At 36.0% G+C, this 15,148-nt stretch carries 11 protein-coding genes, 2 pseudogenes and 1 other annotated feature; of the genes and pseudogenes, 3 read left to right on the top strand and 10 right to left on the bottom strand.

Features of this window, described 5'->3' with window-relative positions; genetic code table 11:
- Positions 1-192: 192 nt before the first annotated feature.
- The 3 genes and pseudogenes from AB1284_RS09800 to proB form a co-directional block, all read right to left on the bottom strand.
- A pseudogene (locus AB1284_RS09800) lies at positions 193-1,196 on the bottom strand (branched-chain amino acid transport system II carrier protein); the annotation flags it as partial.
- A 139-nt stretch (positions 1,197-1,335) separates the two neighbouring features.
- Entirely contained in the window at positions 1,336-2,583 is a 1,248-nt protein-coding gene (locus AB1284_RS09795) for a glutamate-5-semialdehyde dehydrogenase (protein WP_429749796.1), read from the bottom strand.
- Positions 2,584-2,772: 189 nt separating this feature from the next.
- Positions 2,773-3,876 carry a glutamate 5-kinase gene (gene proB / locus AB1284_RS09790; protein ID WP_429749798.1) on the bottom strand — a complete coding sequence of 368 codons (1,104 nt, stop codon included), beginning with the start codon at positions 3,874-3,876 and terminating at the stop codon, positions 2,773-2,775.
- A 168-nt stretch (positions 3,877-4,044) separates the two neighbouring features.
- Positions 4,045-4,255: a binding site (T-box leader), on the bottom strand.
- 356 nt (positions 4,256-4,611) lie between these two features.
- On the opposite strand from proB, the gene proC reads away from it, so the two are divergent.
- Positions 4,612-5,430: a pyrroline-5-carboxylate reductase gene (gene proC / locus AB1284_RS09785; RefSeq protein WP_429749799.1), complete on the top strand. Its 819-nt coding sequence runs from the start codon at positions 4,612-4,614 to the stop codon at positions 5,428-5,430.
- 251 nt (positions 5,431-5,681) lie between these two features.
- Here the strand turns inward: proC and AB1284_RS09780 are convergent, their stop codons facing one another.
- From AB1284_RS09780 to AB1284_RS09760, 5 genes and pseudogenes are all read right to left on the bottom strand, one after another.
- A complete protein-coding gene (locus AB1284_RS09780) occupies positions 5,682-6,809 on the bottom strand; it encodes an NAD(P)/FAD-dependent oxidoreductase (protein ID WP_429749800.1) in 1,128 nt (375 codons plus the stop codon).
- A 172-nt stretch (positions 6,810-6,981) separates the two neighbouring features.
- Positions 6,982-8,277, bottom strand: coding sequence for an MFS transporter (locus tag AB1284_RS09775; RefSeq protein WP_429749801.1), 1,296 nt, complete (start codon positions 8,275-8,277; stop codon positions 6,982-6,984).
- A gap of 119 nt (positions 8,278-8,396) precedes the next feature.
- The gene (locus AB1284_RS09770) at positions 8,397-9,614 is read right to left on the bottom strand and encodes a MerR family transcriptional regulator (protein ID WP_429749802.1); all 1,218 of its coding nucleotides are present in this window, start codon (positions 9,612-9,614) and stop codon (positions 8,397-8,399) included.
- A 71-nt stretch (positions 9,615-9,685) separates the two neighbouring features.
- Positions 9,686-10,183: pseudogene (locus tag AB1284_RS09765) on the bottom strand (amidase); the annotation flags it as partial.
- Entirely contained in the window at positions 10,168-10,302 is a 135-nt protein-coding gene (locus AB1284_RS09760) for a hypothetical protein (RefSeq protein ID WP_429749803.1), read from the bottom strand. The pseudogene AB1284_RS09765 and the gene AB1284_RS09760, both read right to left, overlap by 16 nt.
- A 362-nt stretch (positions 10,303-10,664) precedes the next feature.
- On the opposite strand from AB1284_RS09760, the gene secY reads away from it, so the two are divergent.
- A complete protein-coding gene (secY, locus tag AB1284_RS09755) occupies positions 10,665-11,969 on the top strand; it encodes a preprotein translocase subunit SecY (RefSeq protein WP_429749804.1) in 1,305 nt (434 codons plus the stop codon).
- A 72-nt stretch (positions 11,970-12,041) separates the two neighbouring features.
- Here secY and AB1284_RS09750 read toward each other — a convergent pair whose 3' ends face one another.
- A complete protein-coding gene (locus AB1284_RS09750; protein WP_429749805.1) occupies positions 12,042-12,959 on the bottom strand; it encodes a DMT family transporter in 918 nt (305 codons plus the stop codon).
- A 146-nt stretch (positions 12,960-13,105) separates the two neighbouring features.
- Here AB1284_RS09750 and AB1284_RS09745 point away from each other — a divergent pair, with 146 nt between their 5' ends.
- Positions 13,106-14,542, top strand: a complete 1,437-nt coding sequence (locus AB1284_RS09745; RefSeq protein WP_429749807.1) for a PLP-dependent aminotransferase family protein — start codon at positions 13,106-13,108, stop codon at positions 14,540-14,542.
- Between the two features lie 15 nt (positions 14,543-14,557).
- On the opposite strand, the gene AB1284_RS09740 is transcribed toward AB1284_RS09745, so the two are convergent.
- On the bottom strand, positions 14,558-15,055 hold the full coding sequence (locus AB1284_RS09740; protein WP_429749809.1) for a DUF421 domain-containing protein: 498 nt from the start codon (positions 15,053-15,055) through the stop codon (positions 14,558-14,560).
- Positions 15,056-15,148: the final 93 nt, after the last annotated feature.

The following is a 15,148-nucleotide window of genomic DNA, read 5'->3' as shown; positions in this document are numbered from 1 at the left end:
CACTTCTTGTTAAACATTTCTAACGGTTAGAAAGATTCTTCATCTTCCTTTCGTTATTCAGTCGACAAATTACTTATTTACCGAATTGCACGATAAATAAGAATATTGCCCTTCTGTAATCCATTAAAAATGCAACCAGATAACCCCCTATAATAAATGGAAGTATCTAACCTAAACCTACCTTATGCATAAATTATGAATTACTCCAATGTGTATTCCAGCAGCGTTTAAACCATCAAATAGACTCACAATAAATGTTAACATCAACCTGCCTTGATATACTTCTGACCTACCATTAAATGCATGATGTAAGAATGTTAAGAAAATTAAAGAGATAGCAATTGGATACAAGGTCATTCATACAAGGATTGAAATTGTAATTAGTTGTGTTAGTCCTATATTTGCTACAAGTGTACTAAACACAGACAAAATAAAAGCATTTTTTTATAAGAGCTGGCTGGAAACAAATTATGAAAAAAAGAAGAACAAGCAGTGATAAGCCCTACACTCGTGGTCAAATATGCCGCTGTAATCATTAAACCTAATAAAATTGCACCCTAAGAACCAAAATAATAGTCCGAAACTTTTGCTAAAACTTTAGCGTCATTATCTAAACGAACTAGTTTTTCAACACTAGAAGCGCCCATATAGAAAAGGGCCGTATAAATAAGAGCTAAGATTGTGGCAAAAATAACCGTCGCTTTTGCACAAATAATCATAAGCTGTTTTTTAGTGATAACTCCTTTTTCTTTAATTGTATTCACAATAATAATTCCAAAAACAAAAGCCACAACTACGAGCAATTCGATAAATGCCAATTTAATAGGAGTAAAAAAATCCAACTAAATCAATAATTTTTGTAGGATTAAATGATAACAAGCATGCACCTATGAAAAATAAGACTGTAAATATGATTAATGCAACAGGACTTGCATCTTTCAAATGATACATTACCAGATCTAGGGATAGCGAAAAAAGGACCCATTGCTAGATAGAGAATAGTCATAAATACAATACCAAACAACGGATGTACACGTCTAGCTAAAGATTGTAAATTATTTTCACCCCAAAAAAACAAATGCTGTGATACCTAGTAATGGTAATCCAACTCCAGTAATTAAAAAACCTGCATTGGCTATCCATACATTCGTTCAAGCTAATTGACAAAACTTAAGCGAAAAAATTAGATTTCCTGCTTCCAGTCTTAGCTTGATGGCGATGTGACGCTATCAAGCTAAGTTTAAGTTTTCTAGAAACCACTTAAATACTAAAAAAGTGATAGAAACTGAAAGCAAAAATAAAACAAAAGGGGCTTTGCATCTGACCTTCTACTTCTTATCCCCGAATCTGCCCATTTCCACGAATCACATATTTTGTGGAAGTCAATGCAGATAGCCCCATTGGTCCCCGCGCGTGCAGCTTTTGCGTGCTGATGCCGATTTCTGCGCCGAAGCCAAATTCAAAGCCGTCAGTAAAGCGGGTCGAAGCATTATGATAGAGCGCCGCGGCATCGACGGACGTGAAAAACTTGCTGACGTTTTCCTCGTTCTCTGTAATGATCGCTTCGGAATGCATGGAGCCATAAGTATTAATGTGGTGAATCGCTTCTTCAACAGAGGAAACGATTCTGACTGCCAGCGTAAGAGACAAAAACTCTGTTTCCCAGTCTTCTTCTGAAGCGGGTACAAGAGAAGAATCAATTGCCAATGCTTTCTTATCTCCACGCAGCTCCACTCCTCTTTCCTTCAAGAAAGAAAATAGCTCGGTACCGAATCGCTGCGCCCAATTCTCATGAAGTATAATTGTTTCAATAGCATTGCATACAGACGGACGCTGTGTTTTTGCGTTTACGATAATATCGAATGCCATCTGTTTATCTGCTGTTTCATCGATGAAAATGTGACAATTTCCCGCACCTGTTTCCAATACAGGAACAGATGCTTCTCTCACTACAGTATCTATCAACTGCTTACCACCTCTTGGAATAAGAACATCCAAGTACTCGTTCAATGTAAACAGCTGCTTTGCGCTGTCCCGTGAATTGTCTTCAATGAGCTGTACGCTTTCTGGAGGCAAGCTCGTTTGTTTGAGCGCTCGATGAATGACAGCGACGATGGCTTTGTTGGAATAAGCGGCGGAAGAACTACCACGCAAGATCACTGCGTTACCTGTTTTCAAGCAAATTGTAGCCGCATCTACCGTCACGTTCGGCCGCGCCTCGTAAATCATCCCGACAACACCGAGCGGCACGCGCATCTCCTGAATAGACAATCCATTCGGCCGTTCCCATGCAGCTACACATTCTCCGACAGGATCGCGCAAATCAATCAGTTGCCGGATCCCCTCTGTCATATCAATAATGCGCTGTTCATTCAGCATGAGGCGGTCGAGGAGAGAGGCAGACATTCCTTTCGCTTTACCTTGTTCGATATCCCGTTTGTTTTCCTCCAAAATATAGGATGTCTCTACTATCAATTGCTCAGCAACAGCCGCCAGTGCTTTATTTTTTTCATTAGTCGATTTGGTCACAAGCTCTCCCGCAATCTGTTTCGCTTTTTGTCCCTTTGCCAACACTTCATTCATTTTCATTTCCCCCTTTTAAAGATTAAAAAGTATAAAATTTGAGACGTGTCCAACTCCGCCAACTAGGCACTACGACCCAAGACCTTCTTGCTTGAATCAATCAGAAGCTTAGAGTGAGAATAGACAAACAACGCCTTTTAGGACAGATGGCCTTGTGTTCTTCAATTGAACGAGCCATCTCTCTTATTCTTAAAATGAAACCCAATTATCCCTATGAATGACCTCATAGCTATGCCTTTCGCCTCGCGCTTGAATGTCGTGGCTCTGCATACCTTTTAGCTCCCGCAATTCCTCTGCACTATATCTGCATTGTCCTTTCCCTATCACGCGTCCTTGTTGTGTGATGACCTCCACGACTTCGCCGGCTTGAAAGATCCCAAACACACCGGTAACACCGGCAGGCAGAAGACTTTTTCCACGCTGAATGATAGCAGCGACTGCTCCGGTATCCACTTCGATTTGTCCGCTGACAAGCGAATGCAGCGCGATCCATTGCTTGTTCATTTTGATCACTTTTTGAGGTGTATTGCCGATATACGTCCCATCACCTTTACCCTTCAAAACATCTAAAAACTTCTCCCCTCCACGTCCTGTTCCGATGAATACACTCACACCAAGAGATAGTGCCATCTTTGCCGCATCGATTTTCGATTTCATGCCGCCAGTACCAAGTTTTGAGCCAGCATCTCCAGCAAGGGAGGCAATTTCTTCCGTAACGGTAGGGAGAAAGTAATACTTTTTCGCGTCCGGATTTTTCTGGGGATTCCGGTCATACAAACCGTTCACATCCGTAAAAATCATGAGCATGTCCGCCGAGACAAGTCCGCTTACTAAAGCTGATAGCATGTCATTATCACCAAACGTCAGCTCCTCCAAAGAAATAGAATCGTTTTCATTGATTATAGGAAGAGCGGAGCGGTTTAGTAACTCCGATAAAGTAGCGTAGGCATTGCTGTATTGTTCTTTTCTGGAAAAATCGCTTCTTGTCAGCAGAAGCTGCGCAGTAATAATCCCATATTTGCGGAATTCCTCCGTATACGCCTGCATCAACAGACTTTGTCCGACAGCGGCAGCAGCCTGCTTCCCTTTAATTGTCACGGGTCGGCCGGGATACCCGAGAGCGGAAAAACCTGCGGCAACTGCCCCAGATGTAATCAGCACGACTTCATGTCCTTCCTGCTTCAGTCGCGCCAAAGCTGCGACGTGATCTGAAAGCTGTTCGCCAGAGATGCCGCCATGATTCGCTGCCAAGGAACTGCTTCCGATTTTTACGACAATTCGTTGTTTTTTCACTTTTGTACCCCCTAGTCTAAAATAAAAGTTCTTGTAAATTGTGCTGCTTCTTTTTTCAAATGGAAACAAACTATTCTTCTACCACGTGCAATTTGCAGCAAAGCCCCCCTCACCAATGATGCCTATCTCGCAATAAAGAGCCAAATAAAAAAGACCGCTCCGTCCTTAAAAAAGGACGAAACGGTCATTGTTCCGCGGTACCACCTTCATTGATATAAATCTATATCCGCTTGTCGCCTGTAACGCAGGCATACGCCTAAACTTTCGTTTAAGACTCAGGGATAGGTTCGATAATTTCTATACGAGGAATCTTTCAGCCTGGGGATTCCACTCTCTGGCGCAAGAAGACATATGTACTAGTTCCCTTCAACGATTTACACTTTAATTTTTATATAGTATGCGATATAACGCATTTTTATGTCAAGAGATATTTTAAAAAATAAGGAAAGATAGTGATACGTTTATATTCTCTAAAATTATTTAAAATATTATTGAGTGGTATATAACAAAAAATATTAAATAATAGAAAATGTACTTGTTTAGTGCAGAGTAAAAGTAATTTCTATATATTTTTTGTATTGCAAAAAGTAATGTACTCTCTTAAAATGTTTTTTTATACGAATCTCGATATAGTTTATAATGTTTATTTCTTCTGTACGGGGATATGATTATTTTTCTAGAATAACAATCCCAAACCAATAAAATTTATACTAAAAGGAGCAAGAGCGAGTTATTATGAACAAACAAATAGGATTCATCGGATGTGGAAACATGGGTATCGCTATGATAGGTGGAATGATTAACAAAAATATAGTCTCTTCAGATAAAATAATTTGTTCAGATGTAAGCGTCATTAATTTAAAAAATGCTAGTGAAAAATATGACATAACTACAACTACTGACAACAATGAAGTAGCTAACAATGCTGATATTTTAATTTTATCAATCAAACCAGACTTATACTCATCAGTAATTAACCAAATAAAAGAGCAGATAAAAAACGATGTAATAGTCGTAACTATTGCTGCAGGAAAAAGTATTGAGAGTACTGAGAATGCTTTCGGCAGAAAGTTAAAGGTTGTCAGAGTAATGCCTAATACACCGGCTCTTGTTGGAGAAGGAATGTCTGCGTTATGTGCTAATGAAGTAGTTACAGAAAAAGATTTAGAAGACATACTAAATATATTTAATAGTTTTGGCCAAACAGAGATAGTAACTGAAAAATTAATGGATGTTGTAACATCTGTAAGTGGTTCTTCTCCAGCATATGTATATATGTTTATAGAAGCCATGGCAGATGCTGCTGTACTAGATGGTATGCCAAGAACTCAAGCATATAAATTCGCAGCTCAAGCTGTGTTAGGTTCAGCAAAAATGGTACTTGAAACAGGAATACATCCAGGCGCACTTAAAGATATGGTTTGTTCTCCGGGCGGAACGACAATAGAAGCTGTAGCAACATTAGAGGAAAAAGGCTTAAGAACAGCTATTATTTCAGCTATGAAACGTTGTACTCAAAAATCTGTTGAAATGTCCAGTTTAACTAATAAGTAAGAAACTACGTTTAGAGGTAATATCACATCCATCAATTTAAGCTATTTTAAAATAAGAATCCTGTCATTAATTTCTTATAGGGGTACCGAAATATGGCCATCAAGCTAAGAAATCCTTTTCTCTTCACAACAAAAAAAGAATCTTACTTCTTATAAATAGTTGTAGAGAAAGAAAATTTTTGTTATGAATTATTTTATTTTTTAGACTGATAGGCATGTAGGCTACCCCTATATGTAGTACATACTATTTCTCTAATTCTTTGGTTGTTCAATTGCCCCAGATACATCATAATAACTAAGATCAAGTTCTGTCTGTTCACCAAGAGCAAGTTTTGCAAGTTCAGAACCTAAGTAAGGCCCTGCAGTTAGCCCAGAAGCACCAAGTCCGTTAGCAACTAGTATGCCTTCAAAGTTAGGTAATGCACCAATTACAGGAAGAAATCCTGGGGTAAATGGTCTATATCCAACTCTCGTTTCAAGTACCGTACTATTTGATAGACCCGGAGCAATCGATAACGCTTTATCGAATACTTCATGTAATCCACCTGCTGTTACTCGGTAATCAAATCCAGTATCATTTTCATGTGTCGCACCTACTACGACACGACCATCTTCAAATGCAAGAATATACTGGTCATTTGGCGGCATAACAACAGGCCAACTTTCTGTATTTATTTCTGGCATATGGAGATGAACAATTTGCGCTTTTTGGAATGTAACTAAGAAATTAACACCAAGCGGCTGCAATAACTCATTTGCCCAAGCACCCGTAGTTACGATAACTTGATCAGCTGTTAAAGTCTCACCATTTACTTCAATGCCAATAACTCGATTATCTTCATGAACTAATGATGCATCTCCCATGATACATACAGCACCATGCTTTTTAGCTGCATTTACAAGAGACTGACGAAGTGCTCTACCGTTTACACGAGCAGCACCGCTAATATGTACAGCGCTATATTCTTCTGATAATGGCGGAAATAAGCTCTTTGTCTCGGAACTTGATAGACGAGTAATTTCACCGATTTCTGGAGCATCCTCACGTCGTTTAAATGCCCGCTCTTCCATTTGATCTAATTTTTTCTCTTCTGTATGAAGACTGATCGCACCTACACGTTTATAACCTGTATCCGTTTCGCCATCTGCTTCTAATTGTTGAATTAGGGAAGCATAGTAACGAGCCCCGCCTTTTGCGATTTGATACCAAGCTTTATTCCGACGCTGCGAAAGCCAAGGACAGACAATTCCTGCTGCTGCATCCGTTGCCTGCCCTAAATCTTGACGATCAACCAATGTAACACGAGCCCCTGCTTTTGCAAGATGATAGGCAGTAGATGCTCCGAGAATCCCAGCCCCAACTACAATATACGTTTTCATTTATAACACCTTTTCCTTTTTCATTCTTTAATACGTTCCAGAAATTTGATCTATAAATGATCAAACATACTTTTACCTTTAAGATAAATTTCTTTATTCAGTATACTGGAAGGGGATTTTTTTTCAACTATTGCACTGCTTTTATTACACAATAATCCAGCGCTATAACAAATTAAATACTTATATTTTTTGAAGCTAGTTCAAAGTTCACCTTATTCGCGGAACGCACATTAAAGAGAAAGAATAACACTCCTCCTGCAATAGGCATGATATAAGAAGGAAGAATATTTAATAGAGCTCCTGATGAAATCATCGCCATAGGAAGCATTATTTTCGCGGTACTAATGCCAATGCTTAGCACTCTACCCCTATATTCATCTGGAATCTCTTTTTGCATAAAATAAGCGAGAGGGATATCAATAAGCGCTATGACTACCCCAAACAAGAACATGATGACAATGAAATAACAGGTGTTAACGATGGAGCTCAGGTGTAAACTTTTCAGCAAAACTGGAACTCCTAATAAAATCATAAAAATCGCTAAAGCACAGCTTAAATATTTTAAAAGAATGGAATAGGAAATTCTTTCTGTGATTTTTTTTACTAATAAAGCTCCTAAAATCATCCCCACAGGAAAGGCCCCTTGGATTATACCAAACTCCTTTGACCCTAGCTTTAGTACTGTATTGATCATATACGGTAATGGAACAGTTACAGCAAAACCGAGAAAGAAATTAATTAAAATTAAGATCGTAAATGTGCTTTTAATTCTCTTTCTTTCAAATAAATAGTTAAACCCATCTTTCATATCTCTTATCAAATGAATTTTTCTATTTGAATGATTTTCATTTATTTCGTGATTGAAGAGCTTAAAATGAATAAACATCATTGATAATCCAGAAAGGATAAAAGAAATTCCATTTATAATAATAAAGGTTCTAATATCAAAGATCGCAAAAACAACTCCTCCTAACATGGGACCCATAATAGAAGAGATTGAATCAATTATTTTACTAATAGAATTAATATTCATCAACATTTTTTCAGATACAATGTTTGGCTTCACTGCTTCTAAACCTATTCCAAAGAAAGTAGCAAACACCGTCAACAGGAATGTGGTAGCGTAAATGATAAGTAAATTCAATTCATATTTCATACATAATATATAAACCGAAACTAACAAAATTCCACTAAGAAGATCCATACAAATAACTAACGTCTTTTTATTGACCTTATCTACTATCACCCCAGCAAACGGATTGATGATAATCATCGGAATAATTCCTAATATAAGAGTAACTGCAAAGCTTAAGGCCGAACCTGTCAGCTTTAAAACGTATAATCCTAACGCAAAATTATAAATAGCCGTACCAAATATTGATACAGTCTTTCCTGCAGAATAGAGGAATAGGTTTTTTATTTCTATTTTTCTCTTTTCATTCCTTATACACATTTGTAATGCATCCATAAATACTCCACCTCGCTTAACTTTTTATATAACAAAGTGTAAGCTGTTGGGTGAACCCGACAAAAATAGGTGCAATCCATAAATTTTTAATGGAAAATGAAAAAAAGATAGGGTTAACCCTACCTTTTACCAAAAAATGAATATGAATATATTTCTTCCCCCTGCACAAAGAAATTTTCGTACTTTCCACCTCGATCAATATATTTTGAAGTCCTTTCCTCAAGAGGGATATACTCTAAACTGTTGATGTTTTCCTTAATTTTTCTAGCTATAAAGTTGTCTCTAAATCTAGCTTCGATTTTACTTTTGGTGCTAAAATTTTTAAAAGCAATAAATGATCCCAACAAGTAACAATCAGATTTGAAAAGAGAAACCACTTCACGAAGCAAAAACTCCTCATGTTCAAAGCTATAATTACTAGTACCTGAATGATCAATCACGATATCGACAGAGTATTCCTGTATAGGTATATCTAAAAAGTCAGCGCAAATAAAGAGAATGTTTCTTTTGAAACCAGTTCTCTCTAATACACCTTTTAAAAATCGATGCCGCTCTAAGTTGCGATCAATGGCAATATACAAGCAACTTTCCGGTAATTCCAGAAAAACATTTCGTAGAAAAAAACCAACTCCGGATCCTAACTCAAGTAATACTTTATCGTTTAAGTCTAATTGACCAAGTTTCCTCTTTGACCATTCTCCAACTTTATGGATATTTTCTAAATAAGCTGGATCAGTTACATGAATATATTCAAGAACAAATTCTTCATGATGAGGGCCAGTAGCCGCTTGAAATGAATTACCAACCTTTAAAATGCCTGATTCAACAAGATATTCTTCACCACAATTGCAAGTTAACCTTCCTTCTATAATTTGATTTCTATTAATCATTCCATCTTGAAGAATAAGCTTTTCACTACATTTTAAACATTTCAGCATATCGAGTACTTTTAAATCAATCCCCATCGTTGAGCATGAACCTTTAGATTTTGCTGTTAACTCATCTAATTTCGTCTTTAAATTGTCCTTTATTTCTACTAAATTATTTATTTCCTGTTCAACCTGCTTATATTTATCCATAAATAAAGATTGATAGTACGTATCATGTTCATAATCCGTAAATTCACCAAAATTTTTATACAGAAAAAATTTTTTAATCTCGTTTAAACGAAAGCCCATCCCTTTAAATTCTAAAATAATCTCTAAATCATTTTGACAGCGCTCATCAAAAAAATAATGTCCTCCCTTCTTTTCAGGTACAATTAACCCTAAATCCATATAATGCCTAATTGTATCAATACTCAATTTATTTACTTCTCCAAATTTACCAATCCTCACTATATCACTACCCGTACGTATTATTTATTCATGAGTCCTTCTTTTCTTACACAAAACCACTTTTATATCTACTATACTTTCTCTATTAGACTAGGAGGTTTCCGAAATTTCGTCGCTTGTTCAAAAGCATAACCAATCTTAATTAATATTTTTTCACTAAAAGCCGTTCCAGCAAAAGTAATGCCAAATGGACGTCCGTTTTCCATATATCCTGCTGGCAAAGCAATTGATGGATAACCTGCTTTGGCAGAAAGAGTCGATCCTATATATGAAGGAAATAAGATCGCATCTAGATTATATTTTTGAATTGCAAAATCTATCCCTTCATCCTGCGAATAATAAAGGTCTTCTAACTTTGCCATTAAATATTCAGAGTTACTTAATGTATTTGGTAAAGACGCCCTATATTCAAGCATATTCTGTCCATATTTTAATGCCTTATCACTATGTTTCATATTAAATTCTATTAACTCATGGTCATTATGAATTAGAACATGCGATGGTAGTTCATACAGATAGTTTCCTAAACTATGCTTTATCTCATGAGTTGGCACTACATAACTCCATTTTCCATTGCTTCTTGAATCATTGTAATTGTTAGTTCTTCTACATCTATATTATGTAAATAAAATTCCATATAATAAACCCCTTTATTGAATTGTGAAACATAACCTATGTTCGTTATCAAATATGAAATTTCCTCTTTTCCATAAAGATGCTATAAAAAGTATACTTCTTGTATTTCCTGTGCTTTTTAGCCTTATCTATGTACAAATTTCCTCTTTTCCATAAAGATGCTATAAAAAGTATACTTCTTGTATTTCCTGTGCTTTTTAGCCTTATCTATGTACAAATCCGCATTTTATAGTTATATTATGGTTATTGAGTTGCTACGAAAATACAAATATCGCTTCATTTTATATCCATAAACTGTATAGAAATCCATTTGTCATAATGAATTTTATTCGGAAGGAGGTTTGCAGTTTATACGTGAGGATATAAAAGCCAGTTTTGTTTTACATGACTGGTAAACATATAGGAGGCGAGATGATGTTTCGTACAATTTCAAACTTTATGAGAGTGACTGAGATCAGAAGGAAAATCCTTTTTACTTTAGCAATGTTAATTGTTTTTCGGATTGGCACATTCATTCCAGTTCCTCATACTAATGCTGAGGTATTAAAAGTACAAGATCAAACAAATATTTTAGGAATGCTCAATGTATTTGGCGGAGGTGCCTTAAAAAATTTTTCCATTTTCGCAGTTGGCATCACACCGTATATTACAGCTTCCATCATCGTGCAGTTATTACAGATGGATGTCGTTCTTAAATTTGCAGAGTGGGCAAAGCAAGGTGAAATGGGCCGTAAAAAATCAGCTCAATTTACCCGCTACTTTACAATTGTTCTTGCATTCATTCAGTCAATAGGAATGTCTATTGGCTTTAACAATATGGCAGGTGGACAATTAATAACTGATCCAGGCTGGAAAACTTATTTATTAATTGCTACCGTATTAACTGCTGGTACTGCGTTTTTAATGTGGTTAGGTGAACAAATTACTGCCAATGGAGTAGGTAACGGAATTTCAATTATTATTTTTGCAGGCCTTGTGGCAGGAATTCCAAATATTATGAATCAAATATACCTACAACAAATTCATAATGCTGGAGATCAACTCTTTATGCATATAATAAAAATTGCATTAATTATTTTAGTCATTTTAGCAATCATTGTTGGTGTAATCTATATTCAGCAAGCAAATCGGAAAATTCCTATTCAATATGCAAAAGCTTCTACTGGGAACAATCCGTATCAAGGAGCAAAAAATACCCACTTACCTCTTAAGGTAAATAGCGCAGGTGTTATTCCTGTTATCTTTGCTTCAGCATTTTTAATGACGCCGCGGACAATTGCGCAGCTATTTCCAAACTCTGTAGTGTCCAAATGGATAAATACAAACTTGGATTTTACGCATCCAATTGGAATGTTTCTATACGTTGGCCTCATTATTTCTTTTACATACTTTTATGCCTTTATTCAGGTAAACCCTGAACAAATGGCTGAAAACTTGAAAAAGCAAAATGGATATGTTCCAGGTATTCGCCCAGGGAAAATGACAGAGAAATACGTAACAAAAATCTTATATCGCTTAACTTTTATTGGGGCAATTTTTTTAGGAACCATTTCTATTTTACCAATTATATTTACAAAAGTTTCTGATTTACCAGCTTCCGCGCAAATCGGCGGGACAAGTTTACTCATTATTGTCGGTGTAGCACTAGAAACAATGAAAACGTTAGAAAGCCAGCTTGTGAAACGCCACTATAAAGGATTTATAAAGAAAGTGAATTAACACTTCATACATAAACCTCTCATATATCATTAAAAAATTGATATATGAGAGGTTTTTCTTTTGTAGTAACTCTTACATCTCTTTTTTCAATAGCTTTCCTTGTCTCCAATACACCTCAAGTGTAGATCGGTTCGCCATAAAAACACCGATTAAAATGAAACAAGCTCCAATTCCCATTTCTGGTTTAATTGGTTCACCTAAAAATATATATCCTGCTATAACAGCAATTAATGGCGAAACATAAAGCCACGTAGATGGAAATACAGGATTGGTTTTGGATAATAGCCAATAGTATAAGCCATGCCCACCAATTGAACCTATAAATATTAAATACAGAATGGGCCATTGAACGCTCCATGAAGTTAAGACAGATGGGTTAGGATGCTCTAATAAGAGAGAAAAAACAATTAGTAATAAACCTCCATAAAACATTTGAATTCCATTAATCAAAAATGGCGAGACATTTGGTAAATTTGATAAAACTTCCTTTGAATGGATCGTACCCATTCCGTAGAAAAATTCTCCTACTAATATAACAAGGCAAGCAACACTCCACATATAAGAAAATTGCTGCTGTAAACCCGGTAAAGAAATGCACACTACTCCTATAAGAGCAAGTATAAGTGCAAAAAGTTGTTCCCTTCTCAATTTCATTTTCGTTCGTTTCGTTTGAAGCAATAAAATCATCATTGGACCTGTAGCGGAAAGAACAGCTGCTAATCCCGATGAGATATACTGCTCTGCCCAATATAAAGTTGCAAAGGTCATAAATGTAAGACAAAAGCCAGCAAATATAATTCTTTTTGTTAAAAGGTATGGTATAACTTGTTTCCGTTTCACAATAAAAAACATGATAACAATTATACCTGCTAAAAAGAAACGAATTCCTGCTGAAAAAAGCGGCGGCGCTCCTGTTGCAATTCCTATTTTAATCGTTAAAAATGTCGTCCCAAAAATAATACAAATAAGAAGATAATTAAAAATAACCATAATGCTTCCTCCTTTTCATTGTTGAAATGAGTATAGAGGAAACTGTGTATAACAGTACATCAAGCTATATAACAGTTGCATGAATTTTCAGTTGATTATAAAGTTTTTTTCGGTTTAAATGAAGATAAAAAAGACTAGGTGAGATAATGAAAATTGTACTCCGAAAGGAATCTAATGTACCATTCTATCAACAAATCTATGAGCAAATTGTTCATCGTATTCAAAGTAGCATGTTAGCAGATGGAGACGCCCTTCCTTCTCTACGTACCATGGCAGAGGATTTGAAAATAAGTGTATTAACTGTTCGTAAAGCATATAAACAGCTTGAGACAAAAGGTTATGTATATATACAACCAGGAAAGGGTGTTTACATAAGGGGAAAAAGGAATACTTCTCGAAGTATACATGCTCCTTACGACTGGCAACATATGAAAGCTGTTAATGTAATAAGGTCTCAGTATATTATCAATCGGCACAAAAAGTATTATGATTTTTCCCAGGCTATTCTCTACCCACGTCTTTTACCTAATCCGTTTCTATCGGGCGAAATGCAAAAAATATTAGACAAAGACAAAATGATATTAGCGACATACGGACCAGTACAAGGTGATGAAGAGCTTCGCGTAGAAATCAGTAAATATTTAAAAGACTATCAAGGATTAACAGCCAATCCTTCTCATTTATTAATTACAAGTGGTGCCCAGCAAGGGATTGACTTAATCGCTCAAACATTATTAAAGCCTGGAGACACAGTAATAGTAGAGAGTCCGTGCTACGGTGCTGCCATTGATGTGTTTGTTAACAAAGGAATCCATGTTATTCCCGTCGGGCTTGATGAACAAGGCATTCGTGCTGATTTAGTAGATGAGGTGTGTCAAAAGCATAATCCAGTTTTGTTATACGTGAATCCTGCTTTTCATAATCCTACTGGAACATTAATGAGTGAACGAAGAAGAAAAGAGCTTATAGAACTAGCAGAATTTTATCATTTTTTTATTATTGAAGATGACTCTTTTGGTGAGATCTATTTTAATGATATTGAGCTTCCGGCTCCTATTAAACATTTTGATAAGAACGGTCATGTCATTTATTTAAAAGGATTCAGTAAAACATTAGCACCAGGGCTTCGTATTGCAGCCTTAGTCGCAGAAGGACCTGTATTTGATTGGTTATACGCTGCGAAAGCATTAATGGATATAGGTAGTCCATTAATAACGCAAAAAGCCATTCTACCTTTTTTGCGGACAGAAAGAATGAAGAATCATTTAGAAAAACTACGGACTGCCTTACAAATACGTCGGGATGCTACGATAGAAACACTTGCACCCTTAACAGATATACTTCATTTTCAAATACCACAAGGTGGCTTTAACTTATGGATTTCCCTTCCGGACTCAATGGATTCATTTGCATTACTTAAAAAAGCAAATGAAGTTGAAGTTTCTTTTTTACCAGGAACAGCTTGCTTTGTTCACGAGTCAAAACACGAGTTTATGCGTATCAGCTATTCTATGCTAAATGATCAAGATTTAATTGTCGGACTACAAAAACTACGTGAGATCATTTTCGATTTTCAAAAATAGGCATAATTATATTCCTTATTCTTTAGAAATGTATTGACGCAGTACCTTTTCTAACACTTCACGAGTAACCGGTTGAGCTTGAGCAGTTAATTGATATCCGATACGACCATTTGGCTCTGCAGTTACTTGCTGTAATGTTTGAATGTCATGAATTCCCTGTACTCTTAGATGCATAAATAATTGCTGTTCTGTCATTTTGGCACATTTTAAATTGTTCTTTAAAAGTTCTCCATCTTTAATAAGAACAATAGTATCACCATTTAGAAATTGTTCCACCTTTCGTGATTTCACTTCTAAATAATGAATGATGAGTAAAATCCCAGAAAATATACATGCAGCGAGTATAGTTGGTCCTATTTTCTTATTTAACACTGGTTCTACAATAATTCGCCCAATAGATACAACGATAATAATTTCAGCTCTCGTCATTTGACTAATAGATTTACTCCCCGTTAACTTTAAACCGACGATACCTGTGACGATTAGTATGATGCTTTCAAAAACAATATTCATAAAGTCCATTCCTTTTACAGCAATTTACACACAGTATTACCATTTTCAAATTAATCTTAATCCTGTTTATGAAATATAAAAGAGTATGTTTAA

It is taken from the genome of Bacillus sp. S2(2024) (genome assembly GCF_050474045.1).
Taxonomy (GTDB): Bacteria; Bacillota; Bacilli; order Bacillales; family Bacillaceae_G; genus Bacillus_A; species Bacillus_A yunxiaonensis.
The sequence above is the reverse complement of the archived record's forward strand: the minus strand, read 5'-3'. Positions and strand labels throughout refer to the sequence as shown.

Excerpts from the sequence above, each read along its gene's own strand:
- AB1284_RS09795 (WP_429749796.1), bottom strand. The coding sequence starts at position 2,583 with ATGAATGAAGTGTTGGCAAAGGGACAAAAAGCGAAACAGATTGCGGGA.
- proC (WP_429749799.1), top strand. The coding sequence starts at position 4,612 with ATGAACAAACAAATAGGATTCATCGGATGTGGAAACATGGGTATCGCT.
- AB1284_RS09780 (WP_429749800.1), bottom strand. The coding sequence starts at position 6,809 with ATGAAAACGTATATTGTAGTTGGGGCTGGGATTCTCGGAGCATCTACT.
- AB1284_RS09775 (WP_429749801.1), bottom strand. The coding sequence starts at position 8,277 with ATGGATGCATTACAAATGTGTATAAGGAATGAAAAGAGAAAAATAGAA.
- secY (WP_429749804.1), top strand. The coding sequence starts at position 10,665 with ATGTTTCGTACAATTTCAAACTTTATGAGAGTGACTGAGATCAGAAGG.
- AB1284_RS09750 (WP_429749805.1), bottom strand. The coding sequence starts at position 12,959 with ATGGTTATTTTTAATTATCTTCTTATTTGTATTATTTTTGGGACGACA.
- AB1284_RS09745 (WP_429749807.1), top strand. The coding sequence starts at position 13,106 with ATGAAAATTGTACTCCGAAAGGAATCTAATGTACCATTCTATCAACAA.
- AB1284_RS09740 (WP_429749809.1), bottom strand. The coding sequence starts at position 15,055 with ATGAATATTGTTTTTGAAAGCATCATACTAATCGTCACAGGTATCGTC.